The sequence below is a fragment of the Citricoccus muralis genome (genome assembly GCF_029637705.1).
In the GTDB taxonomy this organism is placed as follows: Bacteria; Actinomycetota; Actinomycetes; order Actinomycetales; family Micrococcaceae; genus CmP2.
Genome location: NZ_CP121252.1, coordinates 540854 through 562283, shown reverse-complemented (window position 1 = coordinate 562283; position 21430 = coordinate 540854). Strand labels below are relative to the sequence as shown.

At 62.3% G+C, this 21430-nt stretch carries 18 protein-coding genes and 3 riboswitches; of the genes, 12 read left to right on the top strand and 6 right to left on the bottom strand.

Going from position 1 to position 21430, the window contains the following annotated elements; all coding sequences use genetic code 11:
* Positions 1 to 8 precede the first annotated feature (8 nt).
* A riboswitch (SAM riboswitch) is annotated at positions 9 to 114 on the bottom strand.
* Between the two features lie 265 nt (positions 115 to 379).
* From P8192_RS02540 to acs, 9 genes are all read left to right on the top strand, one after another.
* The gene (locus P8192_RS02540) at positions 380 to 1378 is read left to right on the top strand and encodes a helix-turn-helix transcriptional regulator (protein ID WP_278158253.1); all 999 of its coding nucleotides are present in this window, start codon (positions 380 to 382) and stop codon (positions 1376 to 1378) included.
* Positions 1379 to 1523: 145 nt separating this feature from the next.
* The gene (locus tag P8192_RS02535; protein WP_278158251.1) at positions 1524 to 2120 is read left to right on the top strand and encodes a flavin reductase family protein; all 597 of its coding nucleotides are present in this window, start codon (positions 1524 to 1526) and stop codon (positions 2118 to 2120) included.
* A gap of 63 nt (positions 2121 to 2183) precedes the next feature.
* Positions 2184 to 3752, top strand: a complete 1569-nt coding sequence (locus P8192_RS02530) for a 4-hydroxyphenylacetate 3-hydroxylase family protein (protein WP_278158249.1) — start codon at positions 2184 to 2186, stop codon at positions 3750 to 3752.
* Between the two features lie 103 nt (positions 3753 to 3855).
* A riboswitch (SAM riboswitch) is annotated at positions 3856 to 3975 on the top strand.
* Between the two features lie 9 nt (positions 3976 to 3984).
* Positions 3985 to 4842, top strand: a complete 858-nt coding sequence (locus P8192_RS02525) for an ABC transporter ATP-binding protein (protein ID WP_278158247.1) — start codon at positions 3985 to 3987, stop codon at positions 4840 to 4842.
* A complete protein-coding gene (locus P8192_RS02520) occupies positions 4839 to 5885 on the top strand; it encodes an aliphatic sulfonate ABC transporter substrate-binding protein (RefSeq protein ID WP_278158245.1) in 1047 nt (348 codons plus the stop codon). The genes P8192_RS02525 and P8192_RS02520 overlap by 4 nt, the downstream gene beginning before the upstream one ends.
* A 5-nt stretch (positions 5886 to 5890) precedes the next feature.
* Positions 5891 to 6739 carry an ABC transporter permease gene (locus tag P8192_RS02515; RefSeq protein WP_278158244.1) on the top strand — a complete coding sequence of 283 codons (849 nt, stop codon included), beginning with the start codon at positions 5891 to 5893 and terminating at the stop codon, positions 6737 to 6739.
* Positions 6740 to 6963: 224 nt separating this feature from the next.
* Entirely contained in the window at positions 6964 to 7815 is an 852-nt protein-coding gene (catA, locus tag P8192_RS02510) for a catechol 1,2-dioxygenase (protein ID WP_278158242.1), read from the top strand.
* A gap of 158 nt (positions 7816 to 7973) precedes the next feature.
* The gene (locus tag P8192_RS02505) at positions 7974 to 8567 is read left to right on the top strand and encodes an OsmC family protein (RefSeq protein WP_278158241.1); all 594 of its coding nucleotides are present in this window, start codon (positions 7974 to 7976) and stop codon (positions 8565 to 8567) included.
* 294 nt (positions 8568 to 8861) lie between these two features.
* A riboswitch (SAM riboswitch) is annotated at positions 8862 to 8961 on the top strand.
* A gap of 157 nt (positions 8962 to 9118) precedes the next feature.
* The gene (acs, locus tag P8192_RS02500; RefSeq protein WP_431521157.1) at positions 9119 to 11116 is read left to right on the top strand and encodes an acetate--CoA ligase; all 1998 of its coding nucleotides are present in this window, start codon (positions 9119 to 9121) and stop codon (positions 11114 to 11116) included.
* Between the two features lie 55 nt (positions 11117 to 11171).
* Here the strand turns inward: acs and P8192_RS02495 are convergent, their stop codons facing one another.
* From P8192_RS02495 to P8192_RS02480, 4 genes are read right to left on the bottom strand one after another with little or no spacing between them, the layout of a single operon-like run.
* The gene (locus P8192_RS02495) at positions 11172 to 11996 is read right to left on the bottom strand and encodes an SDR family oxidoreductase (protein ID WP_333481994.1); all 825 of its coding nucleotides are present in this window, start codon (positions 11994 to 11996) and stop codon (positions 11172 to 11174) included.
* A gap of 30 nt (positions 11997 to 12026) precedes the next feature.
* Positions 12027 to 13580 (bottom strand): tripartite tricarboxylate transporter permease, encoded by a 1554-nt coding sequence (locus P8192_RS02490; protein ID WP_278158240.1) that lies wholly within the window; start codon positions 13578 to 13580, stop codon positions 12027 to 12029.
* Positions 13581 to 13583: 3 nt separating this feature from the next.
* Positions 13584 to 14138 (bottom strand): tripartite tricarboxylate transporter TctB family protein, encoded by a 555-nt coding sequence (locus P8192_RS02485; RefSeq protein WP_278158238.1) that lies wholly within the window; start codon positions 14136 to 14138, stop codon positions 13584 to 13586.
* Positions 14139 to 14167: 29 nt separating this feature from the next.
* Positions 14168 to 15223: a tripartite tricarboxylate transporter substrate binding protein gene (locus P8192_RS02480; protein ID WP_278158235.1), complete on the bottom strand. Its 1056-nt coding sequence runs from the start codon at positions 15221 to 15223 to the stop codon at positions 14168 to 14170.
* A gap of 162 nt (positions 15224 to 15385) precedes the next feature.
* Between P8192_RS02480 and P8192_RS02475 the strand changes: the two genes are divergently transcribed.
* On the top strand, positions 15386 to 16342 hold the full coding sequence (locus P8192_RS02475; RefSeq protein ID WP_278158233.1) for a LysR family transcriptional regulator: 957 nt from the start codon (positions 15386 to 15388) through the stop codon (positions 16340 to 16342).
* Here the strand turns inward: P8192_RS02475 and P8192_RS02470 are convergent.
* The gene (locus tag P8192_RS02470; RefSeq protein ID WP_278158231.1) at positions 16334 to 18010 is read right to left on the bottom strand and encodes a thiamine pyrophosphate-binding protein; all 1677 of its coding nucleotides are present in this window, start codon (positions 18008 to 18010) and stop codon (positions 16334 to 16336) included. The two genes, P8192_RS02475 and P8192_RS02470, sit on opposite strands and share 9 nt — an antisense overlap.
* Positions 18011 to 18264: 254 nt before the next feature.
* On the opposite strand from P8192_RS02470, the gene P8192_RS02465 reads away from it, so the two are divergent.
* Together P8192_RS02465 and P8192_RS02460 are read left to right on the top strand one after the other, a co-directional pair.
* Positions 18265 to 19164 carry a sugar kinase gene (locus P8192_RS02465; RefSeq protein ID WP_278158229.1) on the top strand — a complete coding sequence of 300 codons (900 nt, stop codon included), beginning with the start codon at positions 18265 to 18267 and terminating at the stop codon, positions 19162 to 19164.
* Between the two features lie 46 nt (positions 19165 to 19210).
* Entirely contained in the window at positions 19211 to 19831 is a 621-nt protein-coding gene (locus P8192_RS02460) for a bifunctional 4-hydroxy-2-oxoglutarate aldolase/2-dehydro-3-deoxy-phosphogluconate aldolase (RefSeq protein ID WP_278158228.1), read from the top strand.
* A gap of 100 nt (positions 19832 to 19931) precedes the next feature.
* Here P8192_RS02460 and P8192_RS02455 read toward each other — a convergent pair whose 3' ends face one another.
* Complete coding sequence (locus P8192_RS02455; protein ID WP_278158226.1) at positions 19932 to 21380, bottom strand: aldehyde dehydrogenase family protein; 1449 nt, start codon at positions 21378 to 21380, stop codon at positions 19932 to 19934.
* Positions 21381 to 21430 lie beyond the last annotated feature (50 nt).

Sequence of the window (21430 nt, the reverse complement as noted above, 5' to 3'; positions counted from 1 at the left end):
GATGCTCCTTTCCATCGGTTCTGGCGGTAGCACCGTCCCGGTCTCGGATTCCCCGAGGTCGGGTGGTTGCTGCGACGTCGTGGAGCCAGATCTCTCAGTCGCTCTGGATGGGTTTCGTGACACATTTAACCACGACTGCCCGGCCGCGAAGCAACCCGGACCGCGCGCCTCGGGGCCGAAAGCACCCTTGTGTGACCCCGCATGACCCGCATCTGGTGCCGTATTGATACTCGGCGCGTCCGGATCGAGACGAATTCCGTCCTTCTGCGCTCTGCGGGCAGTACCTAGACTGGAGAGAGCATCTGTGATTTACATCACATGGTGGGCAGGGTCTCGCTCACCGCACCGGCGAGACTTCCTGATCCAGAAGGGGCACGTGATGACCGACGACACCATGCCTGCCGACGACGCGGCAACGACGCCCCACCCGACCGCGCCCGCATTCGCTTCTTTCACCACCGAACGGATCCCGCACCGCGAGCGCATCGAGTTCTGGGAGGCGCACAACACGAATGCCCTGATCGGCCTCGATATTCGCACCCTGGACGACAGTCCCCTGCGCGCCGAGGAACGGAATCTACACCTTCCCACCTTGCGGTTCGCCCACGTCCGCGGCTCGCCGCAAGTCGTCGAGCGCTCCCAATCGACAATCACCGCACACCCTACCGAGGACGTCGCGCTCTTCCTCTGCCTCGACGGCGAATCGTTCTTCCATAGCGACCAGGGCACGCATGTCCTGCACCGGGGTCAGGCCCTACTCTGCGATGCCGACTCCCCGTTTCTGCGCGGATTCAGCGTCGGAGTTCACGAACTCGTCCTCACCCTGCCCAAGAGCACCTTCACCCAGATCTCCCGAGGCGCAGATTTGCGCCAGCCGCGCACCGTGAACTTCTCCGCAAGCGCGGCACAGGGTAGCCCCGAATGTCAGAGCGCCCTAGAGATGGCCCGACTCATCCTGGGAGCCTTCAAGCGCCCCGACCTGGACTCTCAAACGGCCGAGGACCTCACCGTCGAGCTCATGGAACGCACCCTGCACGGCGCCGGCCCGGATTATCGCTCGACTCACGAGCGAGCACTGCGCGTCATCGACCATCACCTCGCCGACCCGAACCTCAATCGCGCCCAGACCGCCCGGGCAGTGGGTGTCAGCGAGCGCCAGCTCAGCAGGATCTTCGCCGACCAGGGAACAACGTTCAGCGAAACGGTCACCCGTCAGCGCATCCACCATTCCCAGAAACTCATGGAAAAGCAGCCCCAGCTGAGCATCAGCGAGGTGGGCCTGCGCAGCGGATTCCCTTCCGCCTCGCATTTTTCGCGCACCTTCCGGGAGCACACCGGGCTCAGCCCGCGCGAGGCACGCGCCGCCGCACAGCCCTGAATTCTTGACGGATTCGGCCATCGACTTGCCCGTACGGGACAGAGAGTCGAACCGGGGAACCCCTCACCGCCAGCATGGGCAGTGACGCACATCACACACTACAGCGTCCGCACCGTGAGTCCCCTGAGGAAAGCACCGAATCATCATGAATGCGACGAACACCGCCCCGGCCCCCATCGAGGAGCCGCTCGAAAACACCTTCACCTCGCGAGATCTCCGTAAAACCTTCGGCAAATTCGGCACCGGCGTCACCGTGGTGACCTGCCAGACCCCGGAAGGCACGCCGCACGGAGCCACCGTGAACGCCTTCACCGCCGTGTCACTGGATCCGCCCCTGGCGCAGGTCACGCTGATCCGCGGCAACAAGGCGGGCCAGTACCTGGAGGATTCGCCTTTCGCTATCAACATCATGTCCGTCAACCAGCTAGATGTCTGCCTGAACTTCGCCGGAAAACCCATGAAGGGCTCGCCCGCGTGGCGCTGCGAGGACGGCATCCCCGTGCTCGAGGGCAACGCCGCAACGCTGGAGTGCAAGCCCTGGCGCATCTACGACGGCGGCGATCACCTCATCGTGATCGGCGAGGTCATCGCCCTGGAAGTCAACGACGTCGAACCACTGCTCTTCGTCTCGGGGAAGTTCCGCGAAACGGGACGCTTCGCCCAAGGAGCGCCCTGGGATGCCTCCGGAGACAGTCTGGCGATGGGGTGGTTCGAAGGATCGACCTCCTTCGACTCCCTCTAAGCCGACGCGCACACCCTCAGAGACCCAAGAAATTTCCACATCGATCAAGGAGGAATCGCCATCATGACGATCACCGACATGTCCACCCGTACTACTCCGGCCAACCCGCAATTGCCGATGACCGGTGATGAGTACATCGAATCCTTGCGCGACGGCCGCGAGATCTACATCCACGGTGAGCGCGTGGAGGATGTGACCACGCACCCCGCCTTCCGCAATTCGGTGCGCATGGTGGCCCGCATGTACGACGGCTTCCACCAACCTGAGCACGCCGACAAGCTGCTCGTTCCCACCGATACGGGCAACGGCGGCCTGACGCACCCCTTCTTCAAGGTGCCCCGCTCCGTCGAGGACCTGAAGGAGTCACGCACCGCCATCGAGGAATGGGCGCGAATGAGCTACGGCTGGTTCGGACGCTCCCCCGATTACAAAGCGGCTTTCCTCGGCACCTTGGGCGCGATGCCCGAGTTCTACTCCCCCTACCAGGAAAACGCTCAGCGCTGGTACCGAGAATCCCAGGAGAAGATCCTGTATTGGAACCACGCGATCATCAACCCACCGGTGGATCGGCACCTGCCGCCAGACCAGGTTGAAGACGTGTTCATGCGGGTCGAGAAGGAGACCGACAACGGGGTGATCGTCTCCGGCGCCAAGGTGGTGGCCACCGGCTCGGCCATCACCAACTTCAACTTCATCTCCCACTACGGCCTGCCGATCAAAAAGAAGGAGTTCGCGATCATCTGCACCGTGCCGATGGACGCACCGGGCATTAAGCTCATCTCCCGCACCTCCTACGCGCAGAACGCGGCGGTGACGGGGACGCCGTTCGACTACCCGCTGTCGTCGCGGATGGATGAGAACGACGCCGTGTTCATCTTCGACAAGGTCCTCGTGCCTTGGGAGAACATCTTCGCCTACGGTGACCCGGATCAGATCAACGGGTTCATGCCGCAGACCGGGTTCATTCAGCGGTTCACGTTCCAGGGCTGTATCCGGCTGGCCGTCAAGCTCGACTTCATCGCCGGACTGCTACTGAAGGCCCTGGAGATCGCTGGCACCAAGGATTTCCGCGGCGTACAGGCCCGCGCCGGCGAAGTCATCGGGTGGCGCAACATGTTCTGGGCACTGGCCGACGCGATGATGCTCAACCCCGATGAGGGCCCCAATGGGTCGGTGCTACCGAAGATGGACTACGGCATGGCCTACCGCATGTTCATGGCGCAGGGGTACCCACGCATCAAGGAGATCATCGAGCAGGATGTCGCCTCCGGACTGATCTATCTTCCCTCCGGTGCACTGGACTTCAAGAATGCTCAGATCCGCCCCTACCTCGACAAGTATGTGCGCGGCTCCGACGGCATCGAGGCGGTCGACCGGGTGAAACTCATGAAGCTGCTCTGGGATGCGATCGGCTCCGAGTTTGGCGGTCGACACGAGCTCTACGAGCGCAACTATTCCGGCAACCACGAGAACGTGCGCGTCGAGATGTTGATGAACGCGATGAACAACGGCACCACCAACGTGATGAACGGAATGGTCGAGCAGTGCATGGCCGAATATGACCTCGATGGCTGGACCGTGCCGGACCTGTTCAACAGCAACGACATCAATGCCTATATGAAGCGCAGCTAAGCCCGCACAACTTAGTGCCCGGGGTGGATCTTCACGGATCCGCCCCGGGCATTGTTAACGCGTTTTTGACCCGCACCCCCTTAATCCGTCTAGGATGAACGGGTAACCATCCAGAGCGGCCGAGAGATCTGGCTCGTTGACGCCGCAGCAACCCTCCGCAGTCGAATGCGTTTTCCTACCGTCGACTTCCGGGCAAGGGTGCTACCGCCAGGAACGATGGAGTGTGATCTCAATGTCTTCGGTGTCATCCGTCAACTCCTCGACCCAACTCTCGGTCGAATTCCGCCAGGTAGGACGCGCCTTCCCGGTCGGCGATTCTCACCGCACCGTGCTGCGCGACGTCGATCTCGATGTCCGCCCCGGTGAGGTGCTCTCGATCATCGGCGCCTCCGGCTGCGGGAAGTCCACCCTGCTGCGCACCGTCGGTGGCCTCGATACTGAGAACTCGGGTCAGGTACTCATCGACGGTTCCCCGGTCCGCGCCCACGATGAGCGCACCGCCGTCGGTTTCCAGGAGCCGCGGCTGCTGCCCTGGCGCACCATCCACGCCAACGTCGCCCTCGGGCTCCCCCGTGGCACCTCAGCCTCGGACGGTCGCGCCCGGGTGGACGAACTGCTCAGCCTGGTGGGGCTCAGCCATGTGGCCGACCACCGGCCCCGCGAGGTCTCCGGTGGCATGGCCCAGCGCACTTCCCTGGCCCGGGCGCTGGCCCGCCGCCCCGGCGTGCTGCTACTGGACGAGCCCTTCGGCGCCCTCGATGCGCTGACCCGGCTCAAGATGCAGGACCTGCTGCTGGATGTCCATGCCCGCACCGGCACCACCATCCTGCTCGTGACCCACGACGTCGACGAGGCACTGCAGCTCTCAGACCGGATCCTGCTGCTGGGTCGTGCTCCCGGCTCCGACGCGGAGGGTGCGACCGTGCAGCGCATCGTCGAGGTGCCCGGCACCCGCCCCCGCGACCGCGCCTCGGCCGAGCTGGCCGCTCTGCGCGCCGAACTCTTCGACGGCCTCGGCGTCGACACCCATCATTCCGCTCGCTCATCCGCCGCTGACACTAGCGACATCCCCTCGGAGGTCTACGCATGACACAGTCCACTCGCACCCTGATCACATCCATCGCCGCAGTGGCCGCCGCGGCGTTGACCCTCACTGCCTGCGCGGGAGAGGGTGGATCCGGCGAGAACACCGGGGACGGGAACGGCTCCAGCGTCGACACCCTGAGCATCGACTACGCCACCTATAACCCGCTCTCGCTGATCATCAAGGAGCAGGGCTGGCTGGAAGAAGAGCTGGAGGCCGACGGCGTCGACGTCGAGTGGGTGTTCTCCGCCGGATCGAACAAAGCGAACGAGAACCTGCGCGCCAACGCCATCGACGTCGGCTCCACGGCCGGCTCGGCCGCGTTGCTCTCCCGCTCTACGGGCACCCCGATCAAGACCATCGACGTGGTGGGCAACGTGGAGTGGACCGCGCTGGTCGCCGCCGAGGATTCCGACATCACCGAGGTCACCGACCTGGAGGGGTCCTCCGTGGCCGCCACCCGCGGCACCGACCCTTACTTCTTCCTTGTCCAGGCGCTCGACGAGGCCGGGGTGGACCTGAACAGCGTGGAGGTGCAGAACCTACAGCACGCCGATGGCCGCACCGCCCTGCAGAATGGCTCGGTCGACGCCTGGGCCGGGCTGGACCCGATCATGGCTTCCGCCGAGTCCGAGGGGGCGAATCTGTTCTACCGCAATGTGGATCTGAACACCTACAGCTTCCTCAATGCCACCGAGTCCTTCATCGAGGAGTCCCCAGAGTTGGCACAGCTGGTCGTGGACACCTACGAGCGTGCCCGCGCATGGGCGCTGGAGAACCCCGATGAGACCGCACAGATCCTGGCGGACGAAGCGGATATTGACCTTGAGCTGGCCCAGACTGTGATCGGCGAGCGCTCCGGTTTCGATATCAGCCCGGTGCCCGGCGACGACCAGTACGCGGTGCTGGAGCGCATCGCCCCGATCTTCGTCTCCACTGGCGACGTCGACGACCAGGCCACCATCGACACCGCGCTCGAGGAGCTCTTCGAACCGCGCTTCGCCGAGGCGGCTGCTGATCCGGCCGACGCCGACGATACCGAGGAGTGAGCCCGATGAGCGCCACCATTCAGAACCCGGCGCCCGCTACTGATCCGACGTCGGAGTCAGGATCCACCGTCGCGCCCCCGCGCAAACGCAGCTCGTTGTTGAACCGGCGCGGTGTGGCCGTGCTCGTGGGTGCCGTCGTGCCCCTGGCGCTGCTGGCGCTCTGGTGGGCGGTCACGGCCGCCGGGGTGTTCTCGGCCGTACAGCTCCCCTCCCCCTCCTCCGTGTTCAATGCCGGGCTCAGTCTGATCGAGCGCGGCGAGCTCTGGCAGCACATCGGCATCTCGGTGCAGCGCGTGCTGCTGGGCTTCGGCATCGGCGCCGTGCTGGGGCTGACCTTCGGCTCCGCGCTGGGCCTCTCCCGCTGGGCGGATGCCCTCTTCTCACCGTTGCTGGGCGCACTGCGCGCCGTGCCGTCACTGGCCTGGGTGCCGCTGCTGATCCTGTGGCTGCAGATCGGCGAAAACTCGAAGGTCACCCTGATCGCGATCGGCGCGTTCTTCCCCGTGTTCACCACCCTGTACTCCGCGCTACGCCATGTGGACCCGCACCTGGTCGAAGCGGGCCGGGCCTTCGGCTACCACGGCACCCGGCTGTTGCTCACCGTGCAGTTGCCCGCTGTCGTTCCGGCGATCTTCTCCGGGTTGCGACTGGCACTGGCCCAGGCCTGGCTCTTCCTGGTGGCCGCGGAACTCATCGCCTCCTCCATGGGGCTGGGCTTCCTGCTCACCGATTCGCAGAACAACGGTCGGACCGACCGGCTCATCCTGGCCATCATCCTGCTGGCCGTCATCGGCAAGATCACCGATGCCCTGCTCGGGGTGCTTGAGCGCTGGGCGGTGCGTCGCTGGGCCTGAAGCACTCTTCAGAATCTCAGAACACCCTGATTCATACGCTCAGGCTCTGAGTCTGAGAGTAGAAGGTATTTCTATTCCTCCTCACCGCGTCCTAACCTGGAAACATACACCCTATGATGCGGATCACACCATAGACGGCGTGGGATGCCCGTGTGAAACGCGTCGCGGGGCCTCACCATCGCACCCGTTCTATACGTCTCACACGGAGACATGAGGAGATCGAGATGACTCAGGACACCACCGAAGCCAGCGCAGCCGCCTCGGGCGCTTCCGCCACTGACACCTTCCGCCGCTCCGGCAAACTCTCGAAAGTCGAAGCCTCCCAGGAGCGCGTCAACGAACTGGCCAGCGCCCTGGTGGGTGCCGCTAACCAGATCATCCTGGACAAAAAGGTCAGCTACGACGAGTTCAACGCCCTGAAGGCGTGGCTGATCAAGGTCGGTGAAGACGGCGAATGGCCGTTGTTCCTCGACGTCTGGCTCGAGCACTCGGTCGAAGAGGTGGCCACGGAGCACCGCGAAGGTAACAAGGGCTCCATCGAAGGCCCCTACTACGTGCCGGAAGCGCCGCAGCCCGCGGACAACCGGACCATGCCCACCCGTGATGACGAGCCCGGCACGCCGCTACTCTTCCAGGGCCAGGTTCGCTCCACCGACGGTTCCGTCCTGCCCGACGCGAAGGTGGAACTGTGGCAAGCCGACGCCGAGGGCTTCTACTCTCAGTTCGCACCGAACCTGCCCGAGTGGAACCTGCGCGGCACGTTCACCGTTGATGAGCAGGGCAACTACGCCATCGATACCATCCAGCCCGCGCCATACCAGATCCCCACGGATGGCGCCTGCGGTCAGCTGATCGCCGCGGCCGGGTGGCACGCCTGGCGTCCCGCCCACCTGCACCTGAAGGTCTCCGCACCCGGGCACGAGCTGCTCACCGCGCAGCTCTACTTCCCCGGCGACGAGCACAACGACGACGACATCGCCTCGGCGGTGAAGCCGGAGCTGATGCTCGACATCCAGCCGGCCGAGGGCCAAGGCAACCAGACCACCTACGACTTCGTGCTGGACCCGGAGCGCTGATCACCCGCCAGATCCCCACTCTGGTCATCACACTGACTATCGCTGCCCCGGCCGCTCCGGTATTCGTACCGAGCGGCCGGGGCGGTGCTATGTCCTGATGTTGCGGCCAGGTTGCGCCCCCCTCGACGCGATCCTGGCATCACCCTAGGCTGGCACCCATGACGACTTTCGCAGATGCACCCTCCGTAGAATCCTCCGTTTCTCACCGCACCTCCGGTGTCTGGCACGGCAGCGCCCAGACCACCGTCACCGCCGGCGGCTACTCATTCCTCGTGGATGAGCCCACCGAAATGGGCGGCAAGAATGAGGGCCCGAACCCCATGGAATACATCATCGGAGCGCTCAACGGCTGCGTCTCTGTGGTGATCGAAGCCCAGGCCGGCGCCCGGGACCTGCCACTCGACGGCGTCCACACTTACGTCTATGCGGCCCAGGACCTGCGTGGCCTCGAAGGCAAGGCCGACGTCCAGCCCCACTTCCACACCCTGCAGCTCAACATCGTGGTCGCCACCTCCGAACGCGACGAGCAGAAACTCACCCAGTTCGCTCGCGACGTCGAGCACACCTGCCCCGCCATCAATCTGATCCGCTCGGCGGCCGGCTCCGAGGTCACCGTGCAGTGGCAGTTCGCAGAGAAGGTCGTCGAGTTCGATGCCGAAAACGCACTGAACAACGCACTGGGCTTCGAGAACCGCAACCAGGCCGTCGACGCCCCCACACCGTTCCTCACGGTAACCAACGCCGACGCCTGACCCGCGCGAACGCCTTCACGAGAGCCGCTGAGCATCCCCGATGCCTGCGGCTTTCGTGCGCCCCGATGAAGGTGGCAGATCTGCAGATGGACCCTGGCAAATCTGCAGGTGAATGAACATCATGCCCTGTCAGAGCAGTTTTCCGCTGTAAACAACCTACGACGATGAGGCCAGAGCACCTCACCCCGGTCCCGACGATCACCGCCCCTCGATGACCACGCGTGACCGGCTTCACGTGCTACCCATTTCGTCACTGTGGAGCTGAGACACAGCCTCGGTTTGTAGACTGGAATCTGACCATCCCGAGCGGCCGAGAGATCTGGATCGACGACGCCGCAGCAACCCTGCCGTGAATTTTCGCGGGCGAGGGTGCTACCGCCAGAAACGATGGAAAGAGGTTTACTCCCGTGTCTTCTGCACCCGCCGATCAGGCCACCGTCACCTGGCCCGCAGGCCTGGCCGCCGAACTCTTCACCGAGCAGTACCAGCATCGTCCGCAACGCCAGCCCGGTCCCCTGCCCGCAGAAATCGTCGACGCCGCCGACGCCGATGTGCACCCGGGACGCCCAGCCGACAAGCTCCACGGCGGACGGGGTGACGGTCACCCCGTCGACGAGGCCCATCGCATCGCCTTCTGGGAGGCCGCCGCTCAGCGCATGGACTGGGAGACCCCGTTCGATACCGTCCACTCCTGGACCGCCCCGAACCCTGCCGAAGAGCGGGGACCGGTGATGGAGTGGTTCACGGGTGGCACGCTCAACGTGGCCGTGAACTGCGTGGACCGCCACGTCGAGGCCGGCCGCGGCGACACCGTCGCCCTGTACTTCGAGGGTGAACCTGGCGACCGCCGCGCCGTCACCTATGCGCAACTGCAGAAGGAAGTGAACCAGGCAGCCAACGCGCTGGAGGCCCTCGGCGTCGGCCGCGGCGACCGCGTCGTCATCTACCTGCCGGTACTGGTGGAGACCGTGGTGATCACCCTGGCCTGCGCCCGCATCGGCGCGGTGCACTCCCTGGTGTTCGGCGGCTTCTCGGCAGAAGCGCTGCGATTCCGGGTGGAGGACACCGGGGCGAAGCTGCTGGTCACCACCGACGGCCAGTTCCGCCGCGGGCAGGCCGTGCCGGTGAAGGCCAACGCCGATGAAGCGGTGTCGGGCGAGAACAACATCGAGCACGTCCTCGTCATCGACCGCACCGGCCACCGCGACACCATCAACTGGGTGCCCGGTCGCGACGTGTGGTGGCACGACGTCGTCACCACCCAATCCGAGCAGCACACCCCGGAGTTCTTCGACGCCGAGACCCCGCTGTTCATCATGTACACCTCCGGCACCACCGGCCAACCCAAGGGCCTGGTGCACACCTCCGCCGGCTACCTCACCGCCGCCTCCTGGACATTCGACTACCTCTTCTCCAACCCCGACGTCACCCAGCGCGATCGTGACGTTCACTGGTGCACCGCCGATTTGGCTTGGGTCACCGCCCACACCTACGAGCTCTACGGGCCGCTCTCCAACGGCGCCACCCAGGTGATTTACGAAGGTGTGCCCAACGCCCCGCACCCGGGCCGACATTTCGAGGTCATCGAACGCTACGGGGTCACCAGCTACTACACCGCCCCCACCTTGCTGCGCTCTCTGAAGGGCTGGCACGCCCACGGTATCCCCGCCGAATACGACCTCAGCTCCATCCGGCTCATCGGCACCGTGGGCGAAGCGGTCAACCCCGAGGCCTGGGGCTGGGCTCGGTCTCAGATCGGCCGCGATTCCCGCCGCATCGACGATCCCGCAGACCCGTCGGTGGGCGTGCCCATGGTCGACACCTGGTGGCAGTCCGAAACCGGGGCCACCGTGATTTCCCCACGCCAAACCGACACCCGGTTCAAGCCCGGCTCCGGCTCCCGCCCGCTGCCCGGCATGGCCACCGCCGTCGTCGACGATGACGCCCAGCCCACCCCGGCGAACGTGCAGGGCAAGATCGTGGTCACCCGCCCCGTCCCCTCCATGGCGCGCACCGTCTGGAATAACCCATCGCGGTTCTTCCACTCCTATTGGAAGGATTACGTGGAGCAGGGCTGGTTCCTGGCTGGCGACGGCGCAAAAATCGACGACGACGGCGACATCTGGATCCTGGGCCGTATCGACGACGTCATCAACATTTCCGGGCACCGCCTCTCCACCATCGAAATTGAGTCCGCCCTGGTCACCCACCCGCTGGTCACCGAGGCCGGGGTCTGCCCCGTGACCGACCCGAAAACCGGCCACGCCGCGGTGGCCTTCGTGGTGGCCCGAGACGGTTTTGGCGCCGACGGCGCAACCGGACCCGAAGAGGCCACCGCCGAGCTACGGAATCTGGTGGCCAAGGTGATCGGGCCGGTGGCCAAGCCCCGCGATGTGGTGTTCGTCCCCGATGTCCCCAAGACCCGCTCCGGAAAGATCATGCGCCGGCTGCTCACCCAGCTCTACCAGGACGACACGCTGGGCGACACCACCAGCCTGCAGAACGAGCCCTGCGTGGCCCAGATCGCCGAGGTACTGCGCCAGCGCTGATCCAGCTGAGGATCGTCCCGAACTCACGTGCCTCAGCTGCAACGTTGTTGAGTCCTTACAGCACCGGAACCATTCCTCCGTCGACTCTGAGCGTTGTCCCCGTGACGAACGCTGACTGCTCACTCGACAAGTAGGCCACGGCAGCGGCGATCTCTTCGGGGCGCCCGAGACGTCCTGCTGGGATCTTTGCTACCGACTCAGCCAACACCTTCTCGGCCGGTACGCCCCGACGCTGTGCCGTTGATTCGTCAACCTGACGTACGCGATCTGTCGCAATCCTGCCTGGGAGCACCGCGTTCAACGTCACACCGTCAGAGGCAACTTCAGTGGCCAATGTCTTCATCACCGACACCAACGCCGGCCGCCCCATGTTCGACAAAGCCAAGTTATCCAAGGGCGCGACAACGCTGGACGAGCTAATCAGCACGATTCGTCCCCACCGTCGCTCTTGCATTCCAGGTAGGAGCTCCTGCATCAGTGCCTCCGGCGCCACGACCAGCGATTCCAACGCCTCACGTACATCGTGAGTTCCCTGCCCTACAGCAGGGCCCGCGTGCGGCCCAGGGCCATTGAGAACCAGAATATCGATGTGGTCCAGTTCCTTGAGGGCCTGCCGCGCAAGATCCACGGCACCGTCAGCAGTCGTCAAATCACCGCCGATACCAATAGCTGATTCCCCCAGTTCGGCCGCTTTCGCTTCCGCTCGAGCGTGGTCACGACCGTTGACGGCCACCCGAACGCCTTCAGCGGCCAACGCTTGTGCACTGGCCCATCCCAGCCCCTTGGTAGACGCGCACACCAGCGCTGTCCGACCTTTTAGTCCTAAATCCATGATTTCCTCTAATTCGTCGTATCCGGTCCGACCAATCACGCCTGTCATCAGCGACCGTCTCGTATGTGCAATGAAGAATCAGCTACCAACTGACGTCGAGGTCGGCAGGTCCTCGTCCACTTTCGCCTTCTTGGGCAGCAGCGCCCGAATTGCCTTCGAAATCAGCGGGAACAACAACACCAGAGCCGTCAGTCCGATCAATATCGCAGACACTGGCCGGGTGAAGAACTGCAACAGATCCCAGTTGGTCTTGATGACTGACTGCATGAAGTTCGCTTCTAGGTTCGGTCCCAGGACGATTCCAAGTACAACGGGGGCCAGCGGAACGCCATAACGTTCGAAGAAGAAGCCCACCACAGCGAGACCCACCACGACGCCGATCTCCAGGTAGGACATATTGATGGCATATGCACCCGTCACTGACAGTGCCACGATGGTGGCCATCAGCACCGGACGCGGAAGCTTGAGAATCAGCCCCGATGTGCGAATCGCCATCAATCCCAGGGGAATCAGCAACAGGTTAGCCAGAATGAAGATGACATAGAGCGCGTACAAGGTATCCGTTTGAGTCAGGAAAAGGTTCGGGCCGGGTTCGATACCTTTCACCAGAAGGACACCAATGAGGATGGCCGTGATGGTGTCGCCGGGAATACCGAAAGCCAGGGTCGGAATGTAGGAGGACCCCAGCGCCGCATTGTTGGCACCACCGGCAGCCACCAGCGGCCCAGTGTTATATCCCTTCTCCGAGGGGTCCTTCTTCGAGGTATTCTTCCCGACGGCGTACGAGATCCAGGAAGCGATATCCGCGCCTGCACCGGGCACGGCGCCCACGATGGATCCGGTCACGTTGCCTTGTACCAAGGAGCCCTTGCGCTTCCAGAGAATGCGCGAGGCCGCTCCGAAGGATCCCTGTTCGCTGGACTTCTTCGACATCGAAATGCCGATAGGTTGGGATACCTTCTTCTCGGTGACGTTCCGCAGCACCTCAGAGATACCAAAGAGTCCGATCATCGCGGGAATGAAGTGAATGCCCTGGTATAACGCCGGCTGGTCGAAGGTGAACCGAGGATATCCCAACGCCACGTCCAGCCCCACCGTAGAGATCAAGAGCCCGGTCATCAGGGCGATCGTGCCCTTAATCTGAGACCCCTGAGAGACGATGACCGCTGCGGTCAGGCCCAGCACCGCCACCCAGAAATACTCGTAGGAGGTGAATCCGAGGGCGAACTCGCCCACTACCGGCGCCAGGAGAATCAACACGATGGAGCCGCCGAGGCCACCAATAACCGAGGCCAGCAGAGAAATGGTCAAACCGGTCCTGGCTTTGCCCTGCCGGGTCATTTCATACAAATCGGAGACATACGCCGCCGAGGACGGTGTTCCCGGCATACGCAGAAGCGCCCCCGGGATGTCACCAGCAAAAATGGCCATGGCCGACATCGTGATGATCGAAGCGATCGCAGGAATCGGGTCCAAGAAGAAGGTGAAGGGAATCAGCAACGCTGCACCCAACGTGGATGTCAGCCCTGGAAGGGAGCCGATCACGATACCCAGCAGCCCTGATAGGACCACCACCAGGATCACGAAGGGGTCAGCCACCATGCCCAGTGCGTCTGAGAAGTTGTTAACCATGATTCACCACAGCAATCCGTTGGGTAGCTGAACTTGAAGGCCGCGTTCGAATATCAGCCACATGCCGAATGAGAGCACGAGCGAGGTGACGATCGCGGACACCGGCTTCGCTTTCAGCAGCAGCATGATGACGAGGCTGACAAGGAACATCGTGATGATGAATCCAAGGGGCTCCGCTAACATGATGTACCCGACGATGCTCGCCAGCATGACAACACCGTTGACCCAAGCCCGACGCGTGGACACGGTCTCCTGGTCGATTTCCATTCCATGTGGAGCCGCATCCGCGTTTCCGGATCCTGTTATGGGTATGTCTGGCGACTCGTCCTGGACGTCGCTCACAGTTGCCTCAGCGCTGTCAGCACGGCGGCTGGTCACGACCGTACGGAACAGGAGCGCGAGGCCGAACAAAATCAGCCCAGAGGCGATGATCCCCGGGAAGAGGCCTGGCCCCGGACGCCCGTCGCCCAGTGTGGGAAGGCTCAACGCGTAAATGAGCACGATCGCACCAACGCCTACCGCACTGAGGCTCAAGTACAGATCTGGGTTCTTGCCCACTGGCCTCGTTGTGGTCAGGGTGGTTGACGTCATTCAGCCAGTCCTGCCTCGCGGATAATATCGCCTTTGGTGACGTCATCTTCTTCAGCGAAGGTCGCGAATTCTTCAGCATTCCTATAGAGCATTCCCAGGCCAGCGTCCTCCATGAACGTGGTGTAAGCCTCGGACTCTGCGATCTGACCCAGATGGCACTCCAGCTCTGCCACAATGTCCTCATCCATATCAGCCGGTCCCGCGATGCCTCGCCACGTACCCATCGAGAAGTCGATTCCCTGCTCCTGCAGCGTTTCAACCTCATCGAAGCCCGGCGCTCGCTCCTCGTCCATCACACCCAGAGCCTTGGCCCGGCCTGCTTCGATCATCGTACGGTTCTCGGCCAGTGACGCGGTTGAGATATCCACGCCACCGGCGACAACCTCTTGCAGCGCCGGAGCTGCTCCTTCGGAAGGGACCCAACGAATAGCATCGGCATCAACGTCCTCAGCAAGCAGCATGCCTGCCAGCGAGACGTGCCAGATCCCTGCCTGCGCGGTTCCTGAGGCAACCAGGTCGCCTGGATTCTCGCGCGCGTGGTCGATGACGTCTGAGACGGACTCAAACTCTGAGTCTGCCGCGACGGTCAAACCAGCAGGGTCTGCGTTCATCTGCGAGATCGTCGTCACGGACTCGGGGCTTACGTCTGTCAGCCCTAGATGGTGGAGCATAGCCAATTCAGCAGTGACCAGCCCGATGGTCTGCCCATTGGGGTTGGCGGTTGCGATGGCCTGGTGACCGACCACACCGCCACCGCCGGTGCGGTTGACGACGTTAATCTGGGCGTCCATTGCGCTGCCCAGTTCCTCAGCGATGAGCCGCGCCACAGAATCGGTGCCACCGCCGGCGGCGAACGGCACCACAAGTTCAATCGGGCCACTGGGGTATTCGGCTGAGATGTCGCAGGTGTCGCCGTTCGCTGCGGCGTCTCCGCCAGCCTCCTCGTCGCCGCTATTTGAACAACCCGCCAGCACCAGCGCTGCAATGGACAGTACTGCCCCGGCAGCAATGCCGCGACGACGGAACAAAATGGAACTCGTTGCAGTAGTCATGATGAAGGTCCTTCCGCTTCATGATGTGAGTCATGCCTGTGAGCCAGGTAACTTTGAATTAACTGATGTCCTCATCCTGTTGAACGCAGAATTCGCAGTCAACGCCATAAACCGGATATCAACATCGCCGAATCCAGATACTGATTCTGAAGAAGAGGAACCATGCCACGAGACGAACAGCCCGAGTGGCTGGAATCTTTTCTTGCCGTTGTCGATGAACAAAGTTTTTCTGCCGCTGCCGACAAGATCCACCGTTCTCAATCGCGAGTTTCATCGCACGTGGCTGCACTTGAGCGGAGCGTGGGTGCCGTCCTTTTCGATCGACGCCACCGCCCAGTGCAACTCACGGACGCTGGCGAACTGTACCTTCCCTTCGCCCGAAAAACGATTGAAACATTGGACCGCGGCGCCGAAGCGATTGCAGAGATGTCGCAGCAAGTCCGTGGTGTTGTGGTGGTTGGCTCGCATCCCAGTGCCAGCGCAGGGTTCCTGGTGCCTATCATCGCGCAGTTGGCTGAGGCGTACCCCAATGTCCGGATTGAACCAGTAGAAGGCACAACCACGGCGTTGTCCGACAAACTTCAAGCCGGAACAATCGACATTGCGATACGTGGAGCCTGGCCTCCGCAACCGGACACTTCTCTGTCCTACCACCCGCTGTGGCAAGAACCACTGGTCGCGCTGATTCCGGCGGGTCACCCCCTGGCCGGAACAACGGATCCGCTTGACCCGATCGATCTAGCTGAGTATCCAGTGGTGTGCGTCGGATTGCCTGGCGGACAGATCGAGCCCGAGATCACCAGGGCAGCTGACACCTGGGGTATCTCGCTGAGCCTCGCTTATCACACACAACAGCCACAAACCCTCGTCCAAATGGCACGAGGCGGCCTGGGGCTCGGGCTAGTCAATGAGATGGCTGCCCGGGTGTCCAACACCGAAGGACTCGTCCAGCGACAGGTGGGGGCCATCGAGCATGGCCGCGTAGTCAGCTTGTGGTGGGACCCGAAACGCTACAACTCAGCCGCTGCGCGAGTCGTCATCGAGCACATCCGCAATGCTCCTATCCCGCAGGGGGCTCACCCACTGGCAGGACGAGGCCATCGCCCAGACTCAGTGTGACGCCTTAAGCCGCTCCTCGTATTCGACCTTCTCGACGACGTACTCGGCGATGATTTCCGGCGAAATCTGCACGTCGAGAAGAAGTGTCCCTGACGCATCCGAGGTAACGAATTCGGTGATCACGTCCAGTTGTTCCAGCTCAGTGACACGCACTCCACGTGCACCCACTGCCGCCGAAATTCCTGCAAAGTCCACGTTGGAAAAGACCATCGGCTCTTCGTCGATGCCACGCTGGTGGTATTGATGAATCTCCATGCCGTACGCCGAATCGTTGAAGACAACGACGATTGATTTCGGTACCTCACGGACCAGGGTTTCCAAGTCGGGCAGCGTCATCATTCCGCCGCCGTCACCGCAGGTCAGGACTGTGAGCCGGTCTGGTCGAGCCAGTGCGGCCCCCACTGCGGTTGGGAATCCGAAACCAATTCCGTGGAAGGTGAGCCCGGGATGCTGTAGCCCATGAGGGTCCGGGGAGTCGGCGTACATGGCCAGCCAGCCAAGGAAGTGGCCGCCATCCTGCACGATGGTCCGCTCCGACGGGAGCAATTCATTGAGCCGCCATGCCAGCGCCCGCGGATTGATACGGCCTACCGAATCCGTTTTCTTGAGCTCCAGCGGCCGATGAATCGATTGATCGGCGACTTCAGGGTGTTCGGATCGCCAATCTGAATTGGCGTGATGATCCACCAGGTGCGAGTCCAACGACCGAGCAAACTCGGCGATGTCTGAACGAATGTGGAAAGTCACATCTGGGTGGGTTGGCTGTTCCTCCAGGTTCACCTGAATGATCTCTCGGGCTCCTGGCAACAACGTGCCATAGCGCATTTGGAACAGGTTCATGCTGGCGCCTAGCACCAATACGACGTCGGCCTGGCGCATTAGCTCCACAGCCCCGATCGTGGCGAAACCGCCGGCGATGCCCAAGTCCCAGTCCGAGCCAACGTAATTGCGCGCCATCACCGAGGAGGCGAAGAGGGCATTGAGCTTGTCTCCGACAGATTTCACCTCATCACGCGAGTCAGCAAGGAGGGCGCCGCGGCCGGTGATGATCAGCGGGCGCTGTGCCCCCCGGAGCAGTTCTGCGGCGCGCGCGACGTCGCCGGCGTCCGGACGCACCGTGACCTTGGGTTCGATCTCCCCGCGAGGTTGCTGTGAGGCGGCCGGAATTTCAGCGATGTCGTAGGGAATCGAGACGATGACGGGTTTCAGATCCCGCGCAGCCAGGTCGTACGCTTCGTGGGTCAACCGAGCTGCGTTCGATTCATCCACGGTCAGGGTGGTCACGCCCATCGCAGTGGCGACCGCGGTCTGGTCGATGTCGAAAGCCCGAGGAGTTCTCGGCCCCGCGCCCACCACCAGCACCATCGGAGTCTTCGCCAGCGCCGCTTCGGCAAGCACGGTCAGGGTGTTGGTGTACCCGGGACCATAGGTGGTCGTGGTGGTGGAAACACGGCCCGTAGATAGATAAAAACCCTGTGACATGGACATGGCACCGGCCTCATGGCGTGCTTTGACATAGCGATGCCCGAGGTCGATGAGTCGGCCCACGAGAAAAGCGTTTCCATTCCCCATGATGCCGAAGGTCACCTCCGAACGCTCAGCGATGACATCGGCAACAACGTGGGAGACCAGGGGGCGCTCGTGGGCAGGCGCAGTTACGGTGCTCATGATCCTCGATTCTGTGGCGTGCGTGTCGACCGGTCGGCGTGTAGGACGTCGGAGCGCTTTATCCTGGGATGTACTTGACGCTCGAGACAACCGACAGATCGTTGTCAGACTCATCTTTTTCTTCCCACGAGGAAAGATCAAGAGAATCACGTTCGGCATACCGGATACAGGTCATTCGAAATACCCATGAACGACTTCGGCAAAATCCCGCTGATCGTGTTGTGACTCACCTCGCGGATTGACATAGTTACCTCATGTCAGCGCAATCCCCAGAATTTCTCTGTATCGGTGAGACCATGACCCTGGTCTACCCAGAACCATCACTCCCTCTCGAAGAGGCCTCCACATTTCGCATGCACATCGGTGGGGCGGAGTCGAACACTGCCCTGTATCTCGCGAGCCTCGGGCACTCCACCGGATGGGTCAGCAGGGTTGGCGATGATCCATTCGGCCGACGCATGACTTCTGAACTACAACGCTTTGGAGTCGATACCAGCGCGGTCTCTACCGACCAGAACGCTCCCACCGCCGTGTACTTCAAAGACCCCACCCCCCAGGGCACCACGGTGCACTACTATCGTCGTGGCTCAGCGGCCTCACGAATGGACGCTACCGACATCGACCGAGTCAGCTTTAACGGCGTCAGAGTGGTTCACCTCTCAGGTATCACGCCGGGACTATCCGACAGTTGTGCGTCGATGGTGGACTACGCGATCAGAACGGCACGTAATCACGGCACCCTGGTCTCATTCGACGTAAACTATCGCCCTGGGGTGTGGGATGTCGAAACGGCATCGCCGGTGCTAGCAGACTTGAGCCGTCGCGCAGATGTGGTCTTCGTCGGTCGTGACGAAGCCGAAACGCTGTGGGGAACTGCGACGTCTGACGACATCGCCAACTATCTGAAGCTCTCAGGGTCATTGATCGTCAAAGATGGCGACGTCGGAGCCACGGAATTCACTGACGGTGTCAGGACGTTCGCGCCCGCGGTTCCAGTGTCAGTTGTGGAGCCAGTCGGTGCCGGCGATGCGTTCGCAGCAGGCTACCTCTCGCGTCTCGTTGCGGGAGACACCGTCGCATCAAGACTGGAACACGGTCACCAATTGGCGGCACGTGCGCTGTCCTCGCTGTCAGATTTCAATCCTCTCGACTAAATACATCACCGATCCCACTACTGCACGCCGACAAAGGAACATGACAATGGCACAAAGCACCTGGTTCGATCAGCACCTCTTGGGGTGCCCGATTATGGCTATCCTGCGCAACTTTTCGGTCGAAGAAAGCCTCGAACTCTCCCACCGCGCATGGGATCTCGGTATCGAGCACGTCGAAGTCCCCATTCAGAATCAGCAGGGTCTCGATGCACTGGCAGCTGTGGTGGAAGCCGGAAATTCCCGGGGAAAGTACGTCGGCGCCGGCACCGTCGATTCCTCAGAAAAGGTTTTCCAGGCTCAGGAGATCGGGGCCGCTTACACCGTGGCTCCTGGTCTAGATGACGACGTCGTCGAGGCAAGTAGTCGAGCTGATCTGCCTCATCTACCCGGAGTGGCGACCGCCAGTGAGATCCAGCGTGCGCTGGGCCATGGCCTCACCTGGATGAAAGCGTTTCCCGCTCACACTTTAGGACCCGCTTGGTTCACAGCAATGCGGGGGCCCTTTCCTCAGGTGAATTTCGTTGCCACTGGTGGTCTGGATACCACCAACGTTGAGGCGTATTTGAACGCAGGTGCGAAGGTGACCGCCGTCGGGTCGGCATTGCAGCAAGAGGATCAGATCAGTCGCCTCAGTCAACTCATCACAGCACCGTCCGACGGAGCATGAACCGACGAACATCTCGAGCATTGTCTATAGTGCGCAGGGACGGTCGACCTAGGTCGACCGTCCCTGCATCGTGTTGAGACCGCTCCGATCAGCGCTACACCTACTTGGTGCGGATCGCGGCTGCCTTCACACGGGTGTAGAAGGTCAGAGCATCGTGGCCCTGTTCTTTGTACCCGGAGCCAGAATCCTTGAACCCACCAAATGGATGGTGAATATCCCAGCCCGTGGTCGGCTGATTAATGGAGACCTGACCGGTGTCCACCCCGTAAAGGAAATCGAAAGCCTGACCCAGATCACGCGTGAAGATCGAACTGGACAGGCCATACACCGAATCGTTGACTAGCTCGATGGCCTCATCCAGGGTGTCTACCTCGACCATGCCCAGCACCGGCCCAAATACCTCTTCAGCCCACAGATCCTGGTCCGGGGTGATCTGCAGAAACGTCGGAGCCACGAAGAAGCCCGCTTCTGCAGCTGCGCCACTCAGCTCATTTTCGGCCACCACTTCGGCGCCCTGCGAACGAGCACGGCTGATGTGCTCACGGATGGAGGCCTGCGACGCTTCATCCACGACCGGGCCCATGTCGGCCCCTTCGGTCTCACCAGGGGCGACGGTCAGCTGTCGTACGGCATCGGCGATCAGCTCGCGCACCCGGGCAGCCACCCCTTTCTGCACGATCAGTCGGCTGGTCGCGGTACAACGCTGACCCGCCTGAGCAAACGCACCGGCGACAATGGTCGGCACCGCTAACTCGAGATCGGCGTCGTCCATGATGACGGCAGCGTTTTTGCCACCCATCTCAGTCTGCACACGCACGCCTCGGGGCGAAAGCCGGTGTTGAATGTCTTTGCCCACGGCAGTGGAACCAGTGAAAGAAACGGCCTTGAGCTGGTCGAATTCAAAGAGCGCATCACCAATCTTGGATCCGCGGCCTGTGACCGTGCCCAGGACGCCGGCAGGCAGACCTGCCTCGTGGAGAATCTCGGCCAGCCTCAGAGTGATCAGTGGCGTCACCGTGGCTGGCTTGATGATCACGGCATTGCCAGAGATCAGGGCGGGACCCAGCTTGCGTGCCGGGGTGAGCAATGGGTCGTTCCACGGAGTGATCAGCAGCACCACACCCAGTGGTTCGACTAGCCGCGCAGCGAATGTTTCGGGACGTCCGTCCGGCAGAAACTGGCCGAATTCGTCACGACCCATCGAGCCGTAGTACTCAAAGAACTCAGCAGTCTTACCTACTTCGCCAGTGGCCTCTGCTGTGGTCTTGCCCATTTCCGTGACGATGGTGGAGACGAGTTCATTCTTGCGCTCCCGAATCAGCTCTGCCGCGCTCAACAGTACTTTGCCGCGCTCCAGCGACCCGGTGTTCTTCCAGGTCCTGGCGCCCACGGCGGCTGCCGCGAAGACCCGCTCCAAGTCTTCCTTGGGCATAGACGGCACTGATCCGACCTTTTGGTCGGGCCGTGCCGGGTTGAACACATCAATACGCTCCGAGGTGGAGGCCTCTACGAATTCTCCGTTGACGAGATTCTTCAGGTTCTGTTCCATGTATCTTCCCTAACGCTGTTGGATGTTCGTCGGCTATGGGGTTTGAGGTA

What these genes read in the sequence shown, in the direction of transcription:
- P8192_RS02480 (WP_278158235.1), bottom strand. Translation starts at nt 15,223, where the DNA reads ATGACTACTGCAACGAGTTCCATTTTGTTCCGTCGTCGCGGCATTGCT.
- P8192_RS02535 (WP_278158251.1), top strand. Translation starts at nt 1,524, where the DNA reads ATGAATGCGACGAACACCGCCCCGGCCCCCATCGAGGAGCCGCTCGAA.
- P8192_RS02460 (WP_278158228.1), top strand. Translation starts at nt 19,211, where the DNA reads ATGGCACAAAGCACCTGGTTCGATCAGCACCTCTTGGGGTGCCCGATT.
- P8192_RS02490 (WP_278158240.1), bottom strand. Translation starts at nt 13,580, where the DNA reads ATGGTTAACAACTTCTCAGACGCACTGGGCATGGTGGCTGACCCCTTC.
- P8192_RS02470 (WP_278158231.1), bottom strand. Translation starts at nt 18,010, where the DNA reads ATGAGCACCGTAACTGCGCCTGCCCACGAGCGCCCCCTGGTCTCCCAC.
- P8192_RS02465 (WP_278158229.1), top strand. Translation starts at nt 18,265, where the DNA reads ATGTCAGCGCAATCCCCAGAATTTCTCTGTATCGGTGAGACCATGACC.
- P8192_RS02540 (WP_278158253.1), top strand. Translation starts at nt 380, where the DNA reads ATGACCGACGACACCATGCCTGCCGACGACGCGGCAACGACGCCCCAC.
- catA (WP_278158242.1), top strand. Translation starts at nt 6,964, where the DNA reads ATGACTCAGGACACCACCGAAGCCAGCGCAGCCGCCTCGGGCGCTTCC.
- P8192_RS02530 (WP_278158249.1), top strand. Translation starts at nt 2,184, where the DNA reads ATGACGATCACCGACATGTCCACCCGTACTACTCCGGCCAACCCGCAA.
- P8192_RS02520 (WP_278158245.1), top strand. Translation starts at nt 4,839, where the DNA reads ATGACACAGTCCACTCGCACCCTGATCACATCCATCGCCGCAGTGGCC.
- P8192_RS02505 (WP_278158241.1), top strand. Translation starts at nt 7,974, where the DNA reads ATGACGACTTTCGCAGATGCACCCTCCGTAGAATCCTCCGTTTCTCAC.
- P8192_RS02455 (WP_278158226.1), bottom strand. Translation starts at nt 21,380, where the DNA reads ATGGAACAGAACCTGAAGAATCTCGTCAACGGAGAATTCGTAGAGGCC.
- P8192_RS02525 (WP_278158247.1), top strand. Translation starts at nt 3,985, where the DNA reads ATGTCTTCGGTGTCATCCGTCAACTCCTCGACCCAACTCTCGGTCGAA.
- P8192_RS02515 (WP_278158244.1), top strand. Translation starts at nt 5,891, where the DNA reads ATGAGCGCCACCATTCAGAACCCGGCGCCCGCTACTGATCCGACGTCG.
- P8192_RS02475 (WP_278158233.1), top strand. Translation starts at nt 15,386, where the DNA reads ATGCCACGAGACGAACAGCCCGAGTGGCTGGAATCTTTTCTTGCCGTT.
- P8192_RS02495 (WP_333481994.1), bottom strand. Translation starts at nt 11,996, where the DNA reads ATGACAGGCGTGATTGGTCGGACCGGATACGACGAATTAGAGGAAATC.